22 protein-coding genes and 4 tRNA genes are annotated in these 17,471 nt (G+C 67.8%); 17 read left to right on the top strand and 9 right to left on the bottom strand.

Going from position 1 to position 17,471, the window contains the following annotated elements:
• The first annotated feature begins 7 nt into the window (after positions 1 to 7).
• Both grcC1 and htpX read left to right on the top strand, forming a co-directional pair.
• Positions 8 to 1,015: a nonaprenyl/(2E,6E)-farnesyl/geranylgeranyl diphosphat synthase gene (grcC1, locus tag L2Z93_RS16605; RefSeq protein ID WP_193438853.1), complete on the top strand. Its 1,008-nt coding sequence runs from the start codon at positions 8 to 10 to the stop codon at positions 1,013 to 1,015.
• Positions 1,016 to 1,119: 104 nt separating this feature from the next.
• Positions 1,120 to 2,028 carry a zinc metalloprotease HtpX gene (htpX, locus tag L2Z93_RS16600; RefSeq protein ID WP_090588477.1) on the top strand — a complete coding sequence of 303 codons (909 nt, stop codon included), beginning with the start codon at positions 1,120 to 1,122 and terminating at the stop codon, positions 2,026 to 2,028.
• A 7-nt stretch (positions 2,029 to 2,035) separates the two neighbouring features.
• On the opposite strand, the gene L2Z93_RS16595 is transcribed toward htpX, so the two are convergent.
• Both L2Z93_RS16595 and L2Z93_RS16590 read right to left on the bottom strand, forming a co-directional pair.
• Positions 2,036 to 2,380, bottom strand: a complete 345-nt coding sequence (locus tag L2Z93_RS16595; RefSeq protein WP_090588475.1) for a hypothetical protein — start codon at positions 2,378 to 2,380, stop codon at positions 2,036 to 2,038.
• Positions 2,381 to 2,398: 18 nt separating this feature from the next.
• Complete coding sequence (locus L2Z93_RS16590) at positions 2,399 to 3,187, bottom strand: PE-PPE domain-containing protein (RefSeq protein ID WP_162561895.1); 789 nt, start codon at positions 3,185 to 3,187, stop codon at positions 2,399 to 2,401.
• Positions 3,188 to 3,372: 185 nt separating this feature from the next.
• On the opposite strand from L2Z93_RS16590, the gene L2Z93_RS16585 reads away from it, so the two are divergent.
• Positions 3,373 to 3,900 carry a hypothetical protein gene (locus tag L2Z93_RS16585; RefSeq protein WP_090588886.1) on the top strand — a complete coding sequence of 176 codons (528 nt, stop codon included), beginning with the start codon at positions 3,373 to 3,375 and terminating at the stop codon, positions 3,898 to 3,900.
• 1 nt (position 3,901) lies between these two features.
• On the opposite strand, the gene L2Z93_RS16580 is transcribed toward L2Z93_RS16585, so the two are convergent.
• The 4 genes from L2Z93_RS16580 to L2Z93_RS16565 all read right to left on the bottom strand — a co-directional run bounded on the left by L2Z93_RS16580 (position 3,902) and on the right by L2Z93_RS16565 (position 8,069).
• Complete coding sequence (locus tag L2Z93_RS16580; RefSeq protein ID WP_090588470.1) at positions 3,902 to 4,927, bottom strand: NAD(P)H-dependent glycerol-3-phosphate dehydrogenase; 1,026 nt, start codon at positions 4,925 to 4,927, stop codon at positions 3,902 to 3,904.
• Positions 4,928 to 4,979: 52 nt separating this feature from the next.
• Positions 4,980 to 6,479: a flavin-containing monooxygenase gene (locus L2Z93_RS16575; protein ID WP_090588467.1), complete on the bottom strand. Its 1,500-nt coding sequence runs from the start codon at positions 6,477 to 6,479 to the stop codon at positions 4,980 to 4,982.
• A gap of 59 nt (positions 6,480 to 6,538) precedes the next feature.
• Positions 6,539 to 7,459 carry a hypothetical protein gene (locus L2Z93_RS16570; protein ID WP_090588465.1) on the bottom strand — a complete coding sequence of 307 codons (921 nt, stop codon included), beginning with the start codon at positions 7,457 to 7,459 and terminating at the stop codon, positions 6,539 to 6,541.
• A 118-nt stretch (positions 7,460 to 7,577) separates the two neighbouring features.
• Positions 7,578 to 8,069, bottom strand: coding sequence for a YajQ family cyclic di-GMP-binding protein (locus tag L2Z93_RS16565; RefSeq protein ID WP_090588462.1), 492 nt, complete (start codon positions 8,067 to 8,069; stop codon positions 7,578 to 7,580).
• 120 nt (positions 8,070 to 8,189) lie between these two features.
• Between L2Z93_RS16565 and L2Z93_RS16560 the strand changes: the two genes are divergently transcribed.
• A tRNA-Tyr gene (locus L2Z93_RS16560) sits at positions 8,190 to 8,275 on the top strand.
• Positions 8,276 to 8,323: 48 nt separating this feature from the next.
• Here L2Z93_RS16560 and L2Z93_RS16555 read toward each other — a convergent pair.
• Positions 8,324 to 8,632, bottom strand: coding sequence for a CopG family ribbon-helix-helix protein (locus tag L2Z93_RS16555; protein WP_090588459.1), 309 nt, complete (start codon positions 8,630 to 8,632; stop codon positions 8,324 to 8,326).
• A 19-nt stretch (positions 8,633 to 8,651) separates the two neighbouring features.
• On the bottom strand, positions 8,652 to 8,945 hold the full coding sequence (locus L2Z93_RS16550) for a hypothetical protein (RefSeq protein WP_128111841.1): 294 nt from the start codon (positions 8,943 to 8,945) through the stop codon (positions 8,652 to 8,654).
• Between the two features lie 182 nt (positions 8,946 to 9,127).
• On the opposite strand from L2Z93_RS16550, the gene L2Z93_RS16545 reads away from it, so the two are divergent.
• On the top strand, positions 9,128 to 9,808 hold the full coding sequence (locus L2Z93_RS16545) for a S1 family peptidase (RefSeq protein ID WP_128111842.1): 681 nt from the start codon (positions 9,128 to 9,130) through the stop codon (positions 9,806 to 9,808).
• A gap of 120 nt (positions 9,809 to 9,928) precedes the next feature.
• Positions 9,929 to 11,218, top strand: a complete 1,290-nt coding sequence (locus L2Z93_RS16540) for a L,D-transpeptidase (RefSeq protein ID WP_090588452.1) — start codon at positions 9,929 to 9,931, stop codon at positions 11,216 to 11,218.
• A 280-nt stretch (positions 11,219 to 11,498) separates the two neighbouring features.
• On the opposite strand, the gene L2Z93_RS16535 is transcribed toward L2Z93_RS16540, so the two are convergent.
• Complete coding sequence (locus L2Z93_RS16535) at positions 11,499 to 12,221, bottom strand: MBL fold metallo-hydrolase (protein ID WP_090588449.1); 723 nt, start codon at positions 12,219 to 12,221, stop codon at positions 11,499 to 11,501.
• A 128-nt stretch (positions 12,222 to 12,349) separates the two neighbouring features.
• Between L2Z93_RS16535 and L2Z93_RS16530 the strand changes: the two genes are divergently transcribed.
• The 11 genes from L2Z93_RS16530 to nusG all read left to right on the top strand — a co-directional run bounded on the left by L2Z93_RS16530 (position 12,350) and on the right by nusG (position 17,438).
• Positions 12,350 to 12,814, top strand: coding sequence for an RrF2 family transcriptional regulator (locus L2Z93_RS16530; protein WP_090588446.1), 465 nt, complete (start codon positions 12,350 to 12,352; stop codon positions 12,812 to 12,814).
• Positions 12,811 to 14,013: a globin domain-containing protein gene (locus L2Z93_RS16525; RefSeq protein WP_090588442.1), complete on the top strand. Its 1,203-nt coding sequence runs from the start codon at positions 12,811 to 12,813 to the stop codon at positions 14,011 to 14,013. The genes L2Z93_RS16530 and L2Z93_RS16525 overlap by 4 nt, the downstream gene beginning before the upstream one ends.
• Positions 14,014 to 14,113: 100 nt before the next feature.
• A tRNA-Thr gene (locus L2Z93_RS16520) sits at positions 14,114 to 14,186 on the top strand.
• A 42-nt stretch (positions 14,187 to 14,228) separates the two neighbouring features.
• A tRNA-Met gene (locus L2Z93_RS16515) sits at positions 14,229 to 14,302 on the top strand.
• 39 nt (positions 14,303 to 14,341) lie between these two features.
• A complete protein-coding gene (gene rpmG / locus L2Z93_RS16510) occupies positions 14,342 to 14,509 on the top strand; it encodes a 50S ribosomal protein L33 (protein WP_090588439.1) in 168 nt (55 codons plus the stop codon).
• A gap of 72 nt (positions 14,510 to 14,581) precedes the next feature.
• Positions 14,582 to 15,061, top strand: coding sequence for an FAS1-like dehydratase domain-containing protein (locus L2Z93_RS16505; RefSeq protein WP_260575453.1), 480 nt, complete (start codon positions 14,582 to 14,584; stop codon positions 15,059 to 15,061).
• On the top strand, positions 15,048 to 15,476 hold the full coding sequence (gene hadB, locus L2Z93_RS16500) for a (3R)-hydroxyacyl-ACP dehydratase subunit HadB (protein ID WP_090588433.1): 429 nt from the start codon (positions 15,048 to 15,050) through the stop codon (positions 15,474 to 15,476). The genes L2Z93_RS16505 and hadB overlap by 14 nt, the downstream gene beginning before the upstream one ends.
• 2 nt (positions 15,477 to 15,478) lie before the next feature.
• Complete coding sequence (gene hadC / locus L2Z93_RS16495; protein WP_090588430.1) at positions 15,479 to 15,985, top strand: (3R)-hydroxyacyl-ACP dehydratase subunit HadC; 507 nt, start codon at positions 15,479 to 15,481, stop codon at positions 15,983 to 15,985.
• Between the two features lie 138 nt (positions 15,986 to 16,123).
• Positions 16,124 to 16,196 (top strand) — tRNA-Trp (locus L2Z93_RS16490).
• A gap of 42 nt (positions 16,197 to 16,238) precedes the next feature.
• Positions 16,239 to 16,670: a preprotein translocase subunit SecE gene (gene secE / locus L2Z93_RS16485; RefSeq protein ID WP_370745867.1), complete on the top strand. Its 432-nt coding sequence runs from the start codon at positions 16,239 to 16,241 to the stop codon at positions 16,668 to 16,670.
• Positions 16,671 to 16,709: 39 nt separating this feature from the next.
• Positions 16,710 to 17,438, top strand: coding sequence for a transcription termination/antitermination protein NusG (gene nusG / locus L2Z93_RS16480; protein WP_090588424.1), 729 nt, complete (start codon positions 16,710 to 16,712; stop codon positions 17,436 to 17,438).
• Positions 17,439 to 17,471 lie beyond the last annotated feature (33 nt).

The raw sequence follows: 17,471 nt of genomic DNA, 5'->3' as shown, positions 1-17,471 counted from the left end.
TGGACCAATGAGAACGCCGGGCAGCGTGGTCGCAGGGGTGGACTTCGGCGACGCCGAGTTGGCGCGGGAGGTTCGCGACGGGGTGGACCGGGTCGAGGCGCTGATGCGGACCGAACTGGGCCGCGCCGATTCGTTGATGTCTGAGGCCGTGCAGCACCTGTTCATGGCCGGCGGCAAACGGTTCCGGCCGTTGTTCACCGTGCTGTGCGCCCAGCTGGGGCCGGAGCCGGACTCCGATCGGGTGACCGTCGCCGGCGCGGTGATCGAGATGGTGCACCTGGCCACGCTGTACCACGACGACGTGATGGACGAGGCGCAGGTGCGCCGCGGCGCCCTGTCGGCAAATGCTCGCTGGGGCAACAACATCGCCATCTTGGCCGGCGACTACCTGTTCGCCACCGCCTCGCGGCTGGTGTCGCAGCTCGGCCCGGAGGCGGTGCTGATCATCGCCGACACCTTCGCCGAGCTGGTCACCGGCCAGATGCGGGAGACCAAGGGCGCCGCCGAGCACACCGACAGCGTCGAACACTACCTGAAGGTGGTCTACGAGAAGACGGCGTGCCTGATCGCGGCGTCCGGACGGTTCGGCGGCACCTTCTCCGGCGCCCCGGCGGACCAGGTGGATCGGCTGGCTCGTCTCGGCGGCATCGTCGGCACCGCGTTCCAGATCTCCGACGACATCATCGACATCGAGAGCGACGCCGACGAGTCCGGCAAGCTGCCCGGCACCGACCTGCGTGAGGGTGTGCACACCCTGCCGGTGCTCTATGCGCTGCAGGAGAGCGGACCCGGCGCGGACCGGCTGCGCGAGCTGCTCGCCGAGCCGCTGACCGACGACGACGAGGTCGCCGAGGCGCTGACGCTGCTGCGGGCCTCCGACGGCATCGAGAAGGCGCGGGCCACGGTCCGCGACTACGCCCGCCGGGCCGACGAGGAACTGGCCGAGCTCCCGGATCTGCCCGGACGCCGGGCGCTGGCCTCGCTGGTGCAGTACACCGTCAACCGGCACGGTTGAGGCCGGCCGCAATATCGCTGACCCGGTTCGCCAGTCGCGTCACACCGGGGAACCCCTGCGGTCATACTCGGCGTTGAAGCAGCGAGTCTTCAGGAGGTATTTCGATGCATTGGCACCCCGCCGGGAACCGCATCAAGACGTTTGTGCTGCTCGTCGGCTTCACCGCCCTCATCGGGCTGGTCGGCGCGATGTTCGCTTCGGCGACCGGCAACACGATCTGGATCTGGGTGGCGCTGGCGTTCGCGCTGGCCACCAACTTCTACACCTACTTCAACAGCGACAAGCTGGCGCTCAAGGCGATGCACGCGCAGCCGGTCACCGAGGTGCAGGCGCCGGCGATCTACCGCATCGTCCGCGAGCTGGCCACCACCGCGCACCAGCCGATGCCGCGGCTCTACATCTCCGACACCGCCAACCCGAACGCGTTCGCCACCGGCCGCAACCCGCGCAACGCGGCGGTCTGCTGCACCACCGGCATCCTGAACATGCTCGATGAGCGCGAATTGCGCGCCGTGCTGGGCCATGAGCTCTCGCACGTCTACAACCGCGACATCCTGATCTCCTGCGTGGCCGGGGCGATGGCCTCGGTGATCACCGCGCTGGCGAACCTGGCGTTCTTCGCCGGGATGTTCAGCCGCGGCAACGGCCAGGGCGGCGGAAATCCGCTGGCGTTGCTGCTGATCCAACTGCTCGGGCCGATCGCCGCGACGGTGGTGCGGCTGGCGGTGTCCCGGTCGCGGGAGTACCAGGCCGACCAGTCCGGCGCCGAGCTGACCGGCGACCCGCTGGCGCTGGCGTCGGCGCTGCGCAAGATCTCCGGGGGAGTGCAGCGCGCGCCGCTGCCGCCGGAGCCCGAGCTGGCCGACCAGGCCCACCTGATGATTGCCAGCCCGTTCCGGGCCGGGGAGAAGCTGGGCAAATTGTTCGCCACCCACCCGCCCATGGAGGACCGCATCCGCCGGCTGGAGAACATGGCCGGCGAGCGGGGCTACCGGCCGCCCGGCGGCTACTGAGCGAGCGCTATTCGGTGTCGGACGACGTCGGCTTGGCCCGGCGGTCCAGACCCAGCGCCTTGGCGGCCTTCCGCACCACCTCGCGGGTGGCGGTGACGAGCTTGGGCTTCTCGGCGTTGCTCCGGCCGTCCGAGAGGCCGGCTACCAGCGACTGAAGCGGCCGGGAAGTCTCGCGATTCGAACCGGCGCGGCCGGCCGGGCCGTTGTCGGTCAGCGTGCCCAGCCCTTGGCGCACCCCGTCGCGGAAATTCCGCAGGAAGGTCCGCGTCTCCCGCAGCGACGGGACCAGCCCGGCCGGTTGGTAGTCGCCCGGGTTGCCCAGCGGGTCGTTGTCCGGGTAGCCGTAGTTCACGACGGCCCGCAGCGAGGGTTACAGGGCGTCGGCCAGCTTCTTGCCGGTGTCCCCGCCGACGCCGCGCAGCGGCGCGAGCAGCGGAAGCTCGTCGGTGTGGTAGCCGACGTAGGTGACGCCGTTGACCTTCCGGACGGTTGCGCGCATCGACCGGCCGTCGGCGGTGAACGCGACAGCGGTTGAGCCGTCGTCGTTCAGGGTGGTGGCGCAGGGGGCGTCGCAGCCCGGGGAGCCGTCGTCGCGCACCGGCAGCGTGAGCGACCCTTGACCGAGCCGTCCGCTCAGGTAGGTGGCCAGCGAGTTGAGGTCCGCGACCGGGTTGAGGATGTACTTCGGGGCGTTGCTGTTGATGTCGTACTCGGTGGCGGTCGAAATCACCGTCGGCCCGTCGGGCAGCGCTGGAGTCCCGGTGGGCAGCGGATTCACCCCGATCAGCGCGAACAGCGGATACCGGGTCCCGAAGCCGCCGTTGGGATTGGCGACGTTGTTGTCCAGCACCCAGGTGCTGTCCGTGAGCAGCGGGTCACCGGTGGCCGACAGGTGCGCGAGCAGCAGGCTCGCGTTGGCGGCTCCCCACCCGGAGGACAGCACCACGTCGGGGTCTCCACCACGCTCGACCCGCAGTTCCCGAAGGATGCCGTACGGGCCGGTCAGGAAGTTGATCGTGCGGATGTCCTCGGCCAGGTTCTCGGTGAACCGGCCGCCGTAGAACTCGGCGATCCCGTCGCCGCCCTGGTTCGTGGAGCTGCCCTGGATGATCAGCGCGCTCAGCGACACCGGCTGGGTGGACACCGCCAAATCAGGCAAAGCAGCGGATCCTGCGGTAACGGCGCTTGCGGCGACGGCGATGGTCATCGTGAGCGAAGCGATGGATGTGCGCACGCTGGTGGTCCTCCCCCGAGGTCCGGTTGAGGACACCGGAACCGCTGGATCATATCCGTCGCGCGCGACTGCGGCTGCGGAGACGAGCGGGAGGGCCTAGGGTGACGAAGGTGTTGAGCAGAGCGCTGGCAGGACTGGCGATCACGGCGGCCGCGGTGAGCATGCCCGCGGCCTCCGCCGACCCGGAACCGGCCCCGGCGCCCGCGCCGCCGAGCGTGCAGGGGCTGACGCCGGTGTCCCCGGTGCCCTTCACCGTCGCCGACGGCATCTACGCCTTCAGCGCGCCGGTCGGGGTGAACTGCGTGGTGAGCAAGACCTCGCGCAGCTACGGCTGCAGCGGAACCATGCCCGGGGCGCCCAACGGCGCGAACACCGTCACGGGCGGCGCGGCGGGGGAGCCGGGCTTCTCCGCCGCCGACCGGCCGCTCTTCCACTTCGACGGCACTCCGCAGGAACTCGGCGAGGGCACCCGGATCGGTACCGGCACCATCAGCTGCGGCGTGGTGGCCGGCGGCGTGGTGTGCGACAACAGCTTCGACCAGACCGGCTTCGTGATCAGTTCGGCCGGCACCTACAGCTACGGCGCGGTGAACCCGCTGCTGGACCGCCCGGAGGGCACCAACCCGTACTTCAACTGAGTCAGAACCCGGTGCCGTACACCTCGTGCCCGGGCTTCTCTGCGATCAGCCCGCGGTAGGCCTGCTCGACAGACGCGCCGTGGTTGATCACCGCGTCGACCTCGCGGGCGATCGGCATGTTCAGCCCGTACTCGTCGGCGAACTCCATGATCACGCTGGCCGCCTTCACGCCTTCGGCGACCTGGTTCATCGAGGCGATGATCTCCTCGACCGTCTTGCCGGAGCCGAGTTCCTCGCCGACGTGCCGGTTACGGCTGCGCTTGGAGGTGCAGGTGACGATCAGGTCGCCCATGCCGGCCAGGCCGGCGAAGGTGTCGCGGTGGCCGCCGACGGCCTCGCCCAATTTCGACATCTCCCGGACCGCGCGCGCCATCACCATGGCGCGGGTGTTCTCGCCGATCCCCAGTGAGTACCCCATCCCGACGGCGATCGCGTAGACGTTCTTCAACGCGCCGGCCATCTCCACGCCGATCACGTCGTCGGTGGTGTAGGTGCGGAATCGCTTGGTGCGGAACAGCTTTGCCAGCGTGGCGGCCAGGTTCTGGTCGGGCATGGCCAGCACCGCCGCGGCCGCGTAGCCCTCGGCGACCTCGCGGGCGATGTTCGGCCCGGCCAGGATGCCGGCCGGATGCCCGGGCAGCACCTCTTCCACGATCTGGCTCATCCGCAGGTTGGTGCCCTGCTCCAGGCCCTTGACCAGGGACACCACCGGAACCCACGGCCGCAGTTCCTTGGCCAGTTCCACCAGCACGCCGCGGAAGCCGTGCGAGGGCACCGCCATCACGATGACGTCGGCGCAATTGGCCGCCTCGGTGAAGTCGGTGGTGGCCCGCAGGGTGTCCGGCAGCACCGCCTCGTCGCCGATGTAGGCCGAGTTGCGGTGGTTCTCGTTGATGTCGGCGGCGGTGTCCGCCGAGCGCATCCACTGCAGCGTCTCCCCGCGCCGCGCGCAGATGGAGGCGACGGTGGTCCCCCAGGACCCGCCGCCGAGGACAACTACCTTGGGTTCGCGATGATCTCCCGACATGCCGATCAGGCTATGACGGCGGCGTCTCCCGCGCGGGAAGTTGGCAAACTCGCTATCGAGCGTCGGAGGAGGCCGAGCCTGCGCGGTTCGCCTCGGTCCGGTCCGGACGGCAACCGCCGAACACCATGTGCTCGTCGATCCGATCGACCCGGTGGTCGATGGCGTCGAAGACGTAGTTCTGCCGCACATTCCACGGCCGACGGGTGCCTGACTTCGGCAGCGCGTGCGCGTCCCGCCGCACGTATCCGGCGTTGATGTCCCAGGACAGTTTCTCCCGCATGGTGGCGCCGCGCAGGTGCGGGTAGGCGTGGGTGTAACCGTGAGAATCCATGTGCGACACCAGCTTCGAGAACTTCTGCGCGGTCAGGTCTGAGCGCAGGGTCCACGACGCGTTGGTGTAGCCCAGGCACCAGGCCAGGTTCGGCACGTCCTCCAGCAGGTAGGCCTTGTAGACGAAGCGGTCCTGCGGGGCGACCTCGACGCCGTCGACGGTGATCCGGATGCCGCCGAGCGCCTGCAGGCGCAGTCCGGTAGCGGTCACCACGACGTCTGCGGCCAGATGCCGGCCGGACTGCAGCCAGATCCCGGTGGCGTCGAACCGCTCGATCTGGTCGGTGACGATCTCGGCGCGGCCGGCGGACACTGCGCTGAGCAGATCGGCGTCGGCGTCCAGGCACAACCGCTGGTCCCACGGGTTGTAGCGCGGTTTGAAGTGCAGGTCGACGGGATAGCCGTCGGGCAGTTTGGTGATGACGTGCCGGCGGATCATCGCCCGCATGGCGCGGGGGAACAGCCGGCACAGCAGGAACACCAGGCCCTCGAACAGCGCGGCGTACCACTTGGCGACCCAGTGCGACGCCCGCCGCGGCAGCACCCTGCGCACCGCGTCGATGGCGGGGTTCACCCGCGGCAGGGCGAAGATGTAGGTCGGCGACCGCTGCAGCATGACGACCTTGTCGGCCCGATCGGTCAGCGCGGGCACCAGCGTGATCGCGGTGGCGCCGCTGCCGATCACCACGACGCGCTTCCCGGCGTAGTCCAGGTCCTCGGGCCAGTGCTGCGGGTTGACGACGGTCCCGGCGAACGACGACAGCGACGGGAACTCCGGGACGTAGGGCTCGTCGTAGTTGTAGTAGCCGCTGCCGAAGAACACGAACCGGGACCGGACCTGATGGGTCTGGCCGTCCTGCTCATAGCCCACCAGCCAGGTGTCGGAACGCGAGTCCCAGTCCGCCGAGATCACCCGGGCGCCGAACCGGATGTGCCGGTCGATGCCGTACTTGGCGGCGAAATCGGTCAGGTAGTTGCGGATGTCGTCTCCGTCGGCCACGCCCTCCGGATGCGTCCACGGCTCGTATGGGTAGCTGAGCGTGAAGATCGAGCTGTCCGAGCGCACCCCGGGATAGCGGAACAGGTCCCAGGTGCCGCCGATGCGGTCCCGGCGTTCCAGCACGACGTAGCGCTTGCCGGGATTCCTCTCGATCAGCCGGTAGGCGGCGCCCAGGCCGGAAATCCCCGCGCCGACGATGACGACTTCGACCTCTGTGCCCATGTTTCCCGCCTCGCTTGGACCCGGTAATGCCGGGTCCCAGGGTAGTCAGCAGGCGGCCCTCACCCGCAGGGCTTGGCTGGCTGCGGTGTGATCCCACCCGCGAACTCGATGGTCCCCGACTTGTCCGCCGATGGCCCGTTGACCAATTCGGTGGGCGAATCGGAGGTCACCGAGCAGGTCAGCTTGAGGCCCGCCGGCCCCGCGCTGGTGGCCGACACCGTCAGCCATGGCGCGTCGATGACCTTCCCGGTCCGGGTCCACGACCACCCGACGGTGACGTCGATGTTGTTCTCCTGGACGAACTTATTGTCGTCGCCGAGGTAAGCGATGTTGATGCGGGCCCACGGCAAGCCCTCGGCGCGCAAGTTGTAGGTGGCCGTCGACTTGCTCCACTCGCGGCCGATCTCCGGATTCACCTCGGCCCTGTCGTCGACCTGGATGCCGTCGGCGCCGGTTCCGGTGACGGGGTCTTCCTTGTGCGCGGTGTAGAGCGCGACCGCGACGCTGCTGAGGTCGGCGTTGTCATTGCGGAAGTTGCCGACCCCGAAGGTGTCGTAGCCGCAGTCGGCGATGGCCTCGGCGGCCTTGCCCATCAACATGTCGACGGCGTAGCGGTCGCGGCTGCCGCTCTGGTCGATGACGACGGCCCGGTCGGCGGTCACGTTCACGGCCGCCAGCGCGCCGATCGGGTCCGTCTGCGGATTGGTGTGCAGGTCGATGGGTGGCAAGGGCGCGAAGAGCGCGTCGGAGGTTTTTGCGTGCGCGATGTTGTAGTCGGCGTTGATCCACGAGCTGTACCAGGCCACCGTCGCTCCCTCGGTGGTCCAGGCGAGTGGCGCGCACCCGGCGGACGCGCGGGCGCCGTCCACCCGGGTGCGCAGGTCGTCGGCGGTGCCTGCGTGCGCGGGCGTGACCGACATCAGCGCGGCTGCGATCAACGCGGCGCCGGTCAGTGGGACAAGACGGGTGGGCTTGCGCATGGCGTCGCCTCCGGGGCGGTTCTGGCCCCGCGGGCGCGTGGCTGGAAACCGATCGTCGGCGCGGACGGCGCCCGGGACAACGCCCGGTTCCACTCAGTGGAACCGGGCCTCCGGTTCCCTACCGGTAGTTGACGAACTGCAGCGCCACGTCGAGGTCGGCCCCGCGCAGCAGCGCCTGGACGGCCTGCAGATCGTCGCGCTTCTTGGAGCTGACCCGGATCTCCTCGCCCTGGGTCTGCGTCTTGACGCCCTTGGGGCCCTCGTCGCGGATCAGCTTGTTGATCTTCTTGGCGTCCTCGCTGCTGATGCCCTGCTTCAGAGTGCCGGTCAGGCGGAAGATCTTGCCGCTGGGCTGCGGGTCGCCGGCGTCGAACGCCTTCATCGAGATGTCCCGGCGGACCAGCTTCTCCTTGAACACGTCGATGGCGGCCTTGAGTCGTTCTTCGGTGGAGCTGGTCATCTCGATCGCCTCGTCGCCCTTCCAGGCGATGGTGGTGTCGGTGCCGCGGAAGTCGAATCGGGTGGAGAGTTCCTTGGCCGCCTGGTTCAGCGCGTTGTCGACCTCCTGGCGGTCGACCTTGCTCACGATGTCAAACGATGAATCCGCCATGGACCCGTCCTCTCTGCTTCGCCGGCTCATGGACCGGGGCGTTTTCGTTCTGGGTACATCCTCTTGTACCCTGCTAGTCGCACCACGCCCGGGGTTCCCCGCGCGCAGTGCGACTAACCCGGCAGGTTGCCCGAGCGGCCAATGGGAGCGGACTGTAAATCCGTCGGCTAACGCCTACACAGGTTCGAATCCTGTACCTGCCACCAGAAGTCAGGCCCCCTTGCGAGGGGGCCTGACTTTGTCGGGGGCTCGCTTCAGGCGGTGTGGCGCTCGAGGTATTCGATAAGGGCGCGCCGGATGATCTCGGCAGGCTTGACGTCTTCCGCGACCGCTTGAGCATCGAGTCTTGTCTTGATGTCTACGGGCAATCGGACGGAGGTCGTCGGGGTGCGGCCCTGCGGGGTGCCGCCACCTGCCGGCCGACCGGTGCGCAGTACGGCGACGTCGGGATGGTCGGGGTTGATCACGACAGGTCCGACCATTTCGTCGGACCGCAGTGGGTTCGCCGCATAGTCGGCAGCCATCTCGGCGTATTCGGCATCGGTCAGGCGGTGTCGGGTCATGGTGCTGGCGCCTCCTGTCTCAGAATCGTTGGGCCGCGTATCGGGGCGTGAAGAGTCCGTTTAGATGGGTTTCATAGGTGCTGGGGCGAAGCAACATCGCGTGGAAGGCAACCGCGACGGCTTGGTCGATGTGGTCTGCGATGACTTCGATGTGCGGTTGGTGGTCGTTCACCGATCCTGCGTATAGGAACAGGTCGGCGTGGTAACGGCGAGCGGGTATGGCCTGTCGTGCGATCGGAAAAGTGACGACCGCGCGTATCTCCTCATCGGTGATGCCATGCTGTCGGGCGCTTGGTGCGATTTTGATCCGCACGAACTAAGGGTAGCACCCTTTTGGTGAAGTGCAGCACCATTACGGGGGGCTGATCCAAGGTTGCCGCACTGGGAGCGGACTGTAAATCCGTCGGTGTGGCGCGGCGCAGCGCCGATCGCATGATCTAACCGGTCCTCCAGTTCGTCGTCGGGCTGGCGTGAGCGCGGTCTACCCTCACCTCCATGAGGTGGCCCGCGTCGATCTGCGCGGTGCTGCTGTGCGCGGCGCTGGCCCCGGCGCCGCTCGCCCAGGCCCGGGTGCAGGTCGCCCCCGGCATGGAGATCCAGCTCTCCAGCGGCTCGGCCTGCACGCTGGGGTTCCTCGCCGGAAACGACGCGGGCAAACGCCTCGCGGTGACCGCCGGGCACTGCGCCGATGGCCCGGGGGAGGGCGTCTACACCAAGAACGGCGGCTTGATCGGCGAGGTCGTCGCGCACTACCCGGACTCCGAGAACATCGCCGAGGGGTTCGGGGTCACCGTGCTGGAGCTGGATTCTCGCGTCGAGATCGCCGACGGGTTCTTCACCCGATACGGCAATCCTCGCCCGGGGGACGCGGTGGCCAAGTACGGCAGCACCACCGCCGGCACCGAGGGTGAGATCACCTCGGTCGACGTCGACGAGGAGTTCCCCCGCTACTCGGTGATGCGATCGACATTGCTTGCCGAACACGGCGACAGCGGATCGCCGTGGTTTGCCGACACCGACGCCGGTCCGATGCTCTACGGCATCACCATCGGGCATTTCGCCGATCCGGACAGTGGCGCCACCCGCGGCGCCTACGGGTTCCCGATCGACAGCCTGGTCGCCTATGCGCGGCAGGCCTCCCCGGAGTGGGGCGCCGGGTTCATGCCCGGGAGTTGAGACCTCTCCCGGATCGTGACGGACATGACGTTTTCCCTCGATCGTCATCGGGGGTCACCGGCGGCTAGTATCTAGGTCACGGCCGGCGGGGCAATCCCGGCCGAATCAAACGAAATCACAATGGAGTTGGCTGTTTTGCGCGTGAATCGTCGTCTGGTCGGAGCCTGGCTCGCCGCTTTCCTGGGCGTGCTGGTGATCGCCGGTGGGGTGCTGGTCACCTGGCTGCCGGAGTGCCAGGGGCGCTGCGCCGATGTCGCCAACGCCAGTCACCCGGTCGCCGTCGTCGTGACCCCCGGGCCGGCGAAGCTGGCCGTGATGCCCGCCGATGGCTCCAAGGGCGTGTCGCCCGCCGCGCCGGTGCGCGTCGCGGCGCGCACCGGGACGCTGAAGAACGTCAGCATGGTCAACGACGCCGGCGTCGAGGTGCCCGGAACGCTGTCCGCCGACCGGCTCAGCTGGACGCCGGACACCCAGCTCGGCTACGGCCGCGGCTACACGCTGACCACCACGGCCGTCGGGCCCGGCGAAACCCCGACCAAGAAGGTCTCGTCGTTCCGCACCGTGTCCCCGGACGCGCAGAGCTACCTCTACCTGCGGATGAGCTCGGGCAACCTGATCAGCGAGGGCGCCACCTACGGCGTCGGCGCGGTGATCTCCGCCCGGTTCGACAGCCCGGTCGCCAATCGCGCGGCCGCCGAGGCCAGGATGAAGGTCACCTCGGTCCCGGCAGTGGAGGGCTCGTGGAACTGGGTCAACGACCAGACCGCGCACTGGCGCCCGCGCGACTACTACCCGGCCGGCGCCCGCGTCACGGTCGACGCCCCGATGTACGGCGTCCCGCTCGGTGACGGCGTCTACGGCGCCCAGGACGAGAAGGTGTCCTTCCTGATCGGCCCGCGCCGGGTCAGCATCGTCGACGACGTCGACAAGATCGTGCACTCCTTCGAGAACCACCAGCTGGTGCGCTCCATGCCGACGTCGATGGGCAAGGGCGGCGTCGAACAGATCGCCGGCCAGACGCTGACGTACTGGACCCCGCCCGGGATCTACAGCGTCTTCGACAAGGCCGAGTCGGTGGTGATGGACTCCTCCACCTACGGCGTCCCGGTGAACTCGTGGCTGGGGTACAAGCTGACCATCCCGTGGGCCACCCGGATCAGCACCAACGGCATCTACCTGCATCAGCTCAACGACACGGTCTGGGCGCAGGGCAACACCAACGTCAGCCACGGTTGCCTGAACCTCTCCGGCGAGAACGCCCAGTGGTTCTACAACTTCGCCCAGCCCGGCGACATCGTCGAGGTGAAGAACACCGGCGGCCCGGCGCTGACCCTGGAGCAGGGTGGCGACTGGAGTGTGCCGTGGGACCAGTGGCAGGCCGGCAGCGCCTTCGCCGTCGCGGCCGGCTGAGTGCAATGCCGCGCAGCTAACTGGCGCGGGATGGGGCCCGGCGTCTCGTGTCGAGCGGTCAGTTTCGGCACGGAATCGCCCTCGAGTGGCCCGATCCCGCACAATATCGCCCGCGAGCGGCCCGATAGGGCACGAGCGCCCCATGGTGTCCGCTGCGCGCGGAGCTGTCCTGGGCTTTTGTGTGCATCGATGGCCGCTCGAGCAGCAGCAGGCCGCTCGAGGCCCTATCCCCGCAAAGGAGCTACGGGCCACGCAAAGGAGCTACCGGTTTTGCTTGCGACTAGCCGCCCATCAGGGCGCGCCACTGCGGCAGGCTCGACGCCCGGTACACGTAATTGCTGCGCTTGACCTCTTCCAGCCCCGCGCTGGGCTCCGCGGAATACCAGTGCCCGGGGAACACCGTCGGGTCGCCGGGCAGCGCGGCCAGTTGCTGCAGGCTGCCGAACATGGCGTCGACGTCGCCGCCGGGGAAATCGGTGCGCCCGCAGCCCTCCAGGAACAGCGTGTCGCCGGCGACCAACCGGCCGTCGACCAGGAAGCACTGACTGCCCGGTGTGTGCCCGGGGGTGTGCAGCAGTTCGATGTCGATATCGCCGACCGAGACGACGTCCCCGTGCGAGTGGCTGGTCAGCTCGCTGGGCGCGATGCCGGTGATCTTGGAGACCCAGTCCGCCTCGAGGGCGTTGACGTGCACCGGGACACTGCTGCGTTCCAGCATTTCGGCCAGTCCCTTGAGGGTGAACCCCATCATCGAGCCACCCACGTGGTCGGGGTGGTGGTGGGTGACCAGCACTCCGGCGATGCGCATGCCGTCGGCTTCGGCGGCGTCCACCAGATCGCCGGCCGCGTACGCCGGATCGACCACCAGCGCCTCGCCGGTCTCCCGGTCGCCGATCAGGTAGGCGAAGTTTCGCATCTGGGTGGCGATCATGTCGCCGGCGGCGTAGTCGCGGCCCGCCAGCAGCTGGCGGAAGTAGAGGCGGTCGTCGTCACCGGAGGCCATGTTCGCGAGCCTAATCCGGGGGCCTCAGTAGCGACTCCGCAGGTCTAAAAACCGCACGAAAGTGGGTGTTCAACGGCACAGCCGTAAAACTGGCATCTGAGATGCGGAATTAACTAGCGTCCTGGATCGTGCAACTCACCCGGTTCACCGATCTCGGCCTGCGAGCGATGATGCTGCTCGCCGCCGGGGAGTCGCAGGAGCAGCGGATCACCACCCGCGGCATCGCGGTGGCCGCCGGCGCCTCCGAGCACCACATCGCCAAGGCCGTGTCGCGACTGGCCGAACTCGGCCTGGTGCGCACCCGGCGCGGTCGCAGCGGGGGACTGGCGCTCACCGACGCCGGCCGACAGGTCTCGGTCGGCTGGCTGGTCCGGCAGCTGGAGCGTGACCGCGAGGTCATCGACTGCGACGGCGACAGCCCGTGCCCGCTGCTGCCGGCCTGCCGGCTGCGCCGCGCGATGGCCGCGGCCAAGGAAGCCTTCTACGCCGAGCTGGATCGGCACACCATCACCGAACTCGTCGGGAGCAGCCCGCTGCCCGTCGTGCTGCCGGCGCCGCGCCTGCAGCTCTCCACCGAAAGGATCCCGTCATGACCGTCGCCGTCGAACGCGCCGAACTCTCCGCTGAGCACGCCGAAGTCATCCGGGCCACCTTGCCCCTGGTGGGCGCCCATATCGACGAGATCACCCGCGCGTTCTACAACCGGATGTTCGCCGCGCACCCGGAGCTGCTCCGCAACCTGTTCAACCGCGGCAACCAGGCCCAGGGCGCCCAGCAGAAGGCGCTGGCCGCGTCCGTGGCGACCTTCGCCACCCACCTGGTGGACCCGGACCTGCCGCATCCGGCTGAGCTGATGACCCGGATCGCCCACAAGCACACCTCGCTGGGCATCGTCGCCGAGCAGTACCCGATCGTGCACGAGCACCTGTTCGCCGCGATCGTGGCGGTGCTGGGCGCCGACGTGGTGACCGAAGACGTCGCCGAGGCCTGGGACCGGGTGTTCTGGATCATGGCCGACGCGCTGATCGGCGAGGAGCGCGCGCTCTACGCCGACGCCGGTGTCGCCCCCGGCGATGTGTTCCACCGGCTGCGGGTGTCCGGGCGGGTCGACGACCCGTCGGGTGTGGTGCTGGTCACCGTCGCCGCGCCCGGGATCCGCGCGCTGCCCGGCCAGTACGTGTCGGTGGGCGTGACGCTGCCCGACGGGGCCCGCCAACTGCGGCAGTACTCCCTGGTCGGGATTGACGGCGACGAACTGACCTTCGCGGTCAAACCGGTGCGGGCCGACGGCGGCTGCCCGGCCGGTGAGGTGTCCACCTGGATCCGGGCAAACGTGCGGGTGGGTGACCTGCTGGAGGTGACCACGCCGTTCGGCGACCTGCCCACCCCGGCCACCGACGGCACTTCGCTCATGCTGATCTCGGCCGGCATCGGGATCACCCCGATGATCTCGATCCTGCAGTTCCTGGCCGAGCGCGCGCCGCAGACTCCGGTGCTGGTGTGCCACGCCGACCGCAGCCCGGCCGAGCATCCGCTGGCCCAGCGCCAGCGGGACCTGGTGGCCGCGCTGCCCAACGCCGACCTGGAGCTCTGGTACGAGGACGACGCGGGCGACGCGCACCACGGCCGGATGAGCCTGCGCGGCGTCCCGGCGCCCGCCGAGGCCCAGGTGTACCTGTGCGGGCCGGACGCGTTCATTCGCGGCGTCCGCGAGCAGGTGCTCGCCGCGGGAGTGCCGGCCGAGAGGTTGCACTGCGAGCTGTTCAGCCCCAACGACTGGCTGCTGGGCTGACTCGGAACAGGGGTACAGCCTGCGGTTTGGTGTAGCTGAGCCGCAGCCTGTACCCTGCATAAGGCTTCTAACGGCGTTGCCGGAGAAGCCACGAAGGAAGGCCCCCTTAGCTCAGTCGGCAGAGCGTTTCCATGGTAAGGAAAAGGTCAACGGTTCGATTCCGTTAGGGGGCTCGGTGGACGCGCGGCGCTCGCAGCGCCGCCCGCGGCTATCGGGGCGGTGTAGCTCAGCTGGTTAGAGCGCACGACTCATAATCGTGAGGTCGGGAGATCGAGCCTCCCCACCGCTACTAGGCAATCCGAGAACGTGAAAGTAGAGGGCAGTCAGCATGGCCTCAAGCACCGATGTCCGGCCGAAGATCACCCTGGCCTGCGACACCTGCAAGCACCGTAATTACATCACCAAGAAGAACCGCCGCAACGACCCCGATCGGCTGGAGCTGAAGAAGTTCTGCCCGAACTGTGGCAGTCACCAGCCGCACCGCGAATCGCGCTGATCGCTGGGGGGCCGGCCCGGATTTCAGCGAACACCGTCGGCCCGCGGAATCGAGATGGGTAGGTTCTAGGCTGTGGTAGCGGAGAGCTTGGTGGGGTTCCATTATCGGCACCCCGAGTCCTACATGGTGGAGCGCGAGAAAGTCCGGGAGCATGTTCGCTCCGTTCAGGCGACGCACCCGGCGAGCCTCTCCGAGGCCGCGGCCGCCGAACTGGGCTATGACGGCCTGATCGCGCCGCCGACCTACTCCGCGAGCTTCGGCGTGATCGCCGAGACGGCCATGTTCAACGCGGCCGGAGTCGACCTGCACACCGCGCAGATCGTCCATGTCGATCAGGTGGTGAAGACCTTCCAGCCGCTTGTTGTCGGCATGGAACTGTTCGCGGACGTCACGGTCGAGTCGCTGCGCAAGGCGCACGGCACCGATGTCATCCTCATCAAGTTGGTCATCACCGATCCGAAAGGTGATGTCGTTCAGGAGACCTACACCACGTTGGCGGGGCGTAGTGGAGAAGAAGATGGAGAGGCTGGCTTCAGCGATGGCACTGCGTAAGTTCGATTCTGTCCAGGCGGGCGATGAGTTGCCGGAGAAGGTCTACACGCTGACCCGACAGGACCTGGTGAACTACGCCGGCGTTTCCGGCGACCTGAACCCCATCCACTGGGACGACGAGATCGCCAAGATGGTCGGCCTCGACGTCGCCATCGCGCACGGCATGCTGACCATGGGTCTGGGCGGCGGCTACGTGACCGACTGGGTCGGCGACCCGGGCGCGGTCACCGAGTACAACGTGCGGTTCACCGCCGTCGTGCCGGTCCCCAACGACGGCAAGGGCGCCGAACTGGTCTTCAACGGCCGGGTCAAGTCCGTCGATCCGGAGACCAAGTCCGTCACCCTGGCGCTGAACGCCACCACCGGCGGCAAGAAGATCTTCGGGCGCGCCATCGCGACCGCGAAACTGGCCTGACCGTGGCGCTGGCAACCGACATTCTGGGGATGGTGCACACCTACCCCGACACCTTCATCGTGGCCCGCGAGCAGATCCGCGGCTTCGCGCGCTCGGTGCAGAACGACGATGACGCGTTCTTCTCCGACGACGCGGCCGCGGAACTGGGGTACGACGGCGTGCTCGCCCCGCTGACCTTCGTCTCGATTATCGCCAACCAGGTTCAGCAGCACTTCTTCATGACCGTCGACGTCGGCGTGGAGACCATGCAGATCGTCCAGGTCGACCAGCAGTTCCTCTACCACCGGCCGATCAAGGTCGGCGACGAACTGCAGGCCGTCATGCACATTCATTCGGTGGACGAGCGGTTCGGGGCCGATATCGTCGTCACCCGGAACGTGCTGATCGACGTCGCCACCGGCGAGACGGTGATGGAGGCCTTCACCACCCTGATGGGCCAGCAGGGTGAGGAGTCTTCGAAGATCAAGTTCGACAAGTCCACAGGTCAGGTCAGCCGCGTAGCGGATTAGGCGGTAGTGGATTAGCACCTGGGATAAACCCCGTTGTACACTCGGACCTTGGGGTTCTCCCAGAACAAGCGCGCTGTTCGACGGTTCGTTTCGATGGACTGATCGAAGAGCGCGCAAGTTTTGTGGGCATCTCGACAGAGGGGCGTAGCTCAACTGGCAGAGCAGCGGTCTCCAAAACCGCAGGTTGCAGGTTCAAGTCCTGTCGCCCCTGCTCAACTGAATATGGCAACTGGTGAACCAAAGGAGCGACCGGGTGAGCGACGATCGGGGCGATGCCGACGGTGAGGGCACTGCTGCCCTGTCGACGACGCCGGGGATTACCCCCCCGCGGCCGACCGGCAAGCGGACCCGCCGGCGGGCGCTGACCGCGGACGTCGACACCGAATCGGCCGAGGTCGAGACGACCGAGGTCGTCACGGACGACGCCGCGGCGGACGACAAGGCCAAGGACAAGCCGAAAAAGAAGAAGAAGGCGAAGTCCGACAGCCCGTCGCGCAATCCGATCGTCTTCGTCATCAACTATCTGAAGCAGGTCGTCGCCGAGCTGCGGAAGGTGATCTGGCCGAACCGCAAGCAGATGGTCAGCTACACCTCGGTGGTGCTGGTCTTCCTGGTGTTCATGGTGACGCTGATTTCGCTCGCCGACGTCGGCTTGGCCAAGCTGGTGCTGATGGTGTTCGGTTAAGCGCCGAACTCAACGATTTTTTAGAGAGGACTGACAACCGTGACGAGCTTCGAGGGCGATACGCCCGCGGCCGACTCGGACGACGTGGCCGGCGTGGTCGATGTCGTGGACGAGACCGTTGTCGAGAGTCCGGCGGAAGAAGAGGAGCTGGACCCCGCCGTTGCGCTCAAGAAGGAGCTGCGTCTCAAGCCGGGCGACTGGTATGTCATCCACTCCTACGCCGGGTACGAGAACAAGGTGAAGGCCAACCTCGAGACCCGCGTGCAGAACCTCGACGTCGGTGACTACATCTTCCAGGTGGAGGTCCCCACCGAAGAGGTCACCGAGATCAAGAACGGGCAGCGCAAGCAGGTCAACCGCAAGGTCCTGCCCGGCTACATCCTGGTGCGGATGGACCTCACCGACGATTCCTGGTCCGCGGTGCGCAACACCCCCGGTGTGACCGGCTTCGTCGGCGCGACCTCGCGGCCGACGGCGCTGTCGCTGGACGACGTGGTGAAGTTCCTGCTGCCGCAGGGCGCCGCGAAGAAGGCCGCCAAGTCGACGGCCGCCGCGGCCGCCTCCAGCGAGGCGACCCTGGAGCGTCCGGAGATCCTGGTGGACTTCGAGGTCGGCGAATCCGTCACCGTCATGGACGGCCCGTTCGCGACGCTGCCGGCGTCGATCAGCGAAGTCAATGCCGAACAGCAGAAGCTCAAGGTGCTGGTGTCCATCTTCGGGCGCGAAACACCTGTCGAACTGGGCTTCAACCAGGTCGCCAAGATCTAGGCAGATCTGAACTTTCAGAAAGGAAATATCACC

This window comes from Mycolicibacterium brumae (assembly GCF_025215495.1).
GTDB classification, from domain to species: Bacteria; Actinomycetota; Actinomycetes; order Mycobacteriales; family Mycobacteriaceae; genus Mycobacterium; species Mycobacterium brumae.
The sequence above is the reverse complement of the archived record's forward strand: the minus strand, read 5'-3'. Positions and strand labels throughout refer to the sequence as shown.

Excerpts from the sequence above, each read along its gene's own strand:
- rpmG (WP_090588439.1), top strand. The coding sequence starts at position 14,342 with ATGGCCTCAAGCACCGATGTCCGGCCGAAGATCACCCTGGCCTGCGAC.
- grcC1 (WP_193438853.1), top strand. The coding sequence starts at position 8 with ATGAGAACGCCGGGCAGCGTGGTCGCAGGGGTGGACTTCGGCGACGCC.
- L2Z93_RS16535 (WP_090588449.1), bottom strand. The coding sequence starts at position 12,221 with ATGGCCTCCGGTGACGACGACCGCCTCTACTTCCGCCAGCTGCTGGCG.
- L2Z93_RS16565 (WP_090588462.1), bottom strand. The coding sequence starts at position 8,069 with ATGGCGGATTCATCGTTTGACATCGTGAGCAAGGTCGACCGCCAGGAG.
- L2Z93_RS16575 (WP_090588467.1), bottom strand. The coding sequence starts at position 6,479 with ATGGGCACAGAGGTCGAAGTCGTCATCGTCGGCGCGGGGATTTCCGGC.
- L2Z93_RS16525 (WP_090588442.1), top strand. The coding sequence starts at position 12,811 with ATGACCGTCGCCGTCGAACGCGCCGAACTCTCCGCTGAGCACGCCGAA.
- L2Z93_RS16580 (WP_090588470.1), bottom strand. The coding sequence starts at position 4,927 with ATGTCGGGAGATCATCGCGAACCCAAGGTAGTTGTCCTCGGCGGCGGG.
- hadB (WP_090588433.1), top strand. The coding sequence starts at position 15,048 with ATGGCACTGCGTAAGTTCGATTCTGTCCAGGCGGGCGATGAGTTGCCG.
- htpX (WP_090588477.1), top strand. The coding sequence starts at position 1,120 with ATGCATTGGCACCCCGCCGGGAACCGCATCAAGACGTTTGTGCTGCTC.
- L2Z93_RS16555 (WP_090588459.1), bottom strand. The coding sequence starts at position 8,632 with ATGACCCGACACCGCCTGACCGATGCCGAATACGCCGAGATGGCTGCC.
- L2Z93_RS16545 (WP_128111842.1), top strand. The coding sequence starts at position 9,128 with ATGAGGTGGCCCGCGTCGATCTGCGCGGTGCTGCTGTGCGCGGCGCTG.
- L2Z93_RS16540 (WP_090588452.1), top strand. The coding sequence starts at position 9,929 with ATGGAGTTGGCTGTTTTGCGCGTGAATCGTCGTCTGGTCGGAGCCTGG.
- L2Z93_RS16570 (WP_090588465.1), bottom strand. The coding sequence starts at position 7,459 with ATGCGCAAGCCCACCCGTCTTGTCCCACTGACCGGCGCCGCGTTGATC.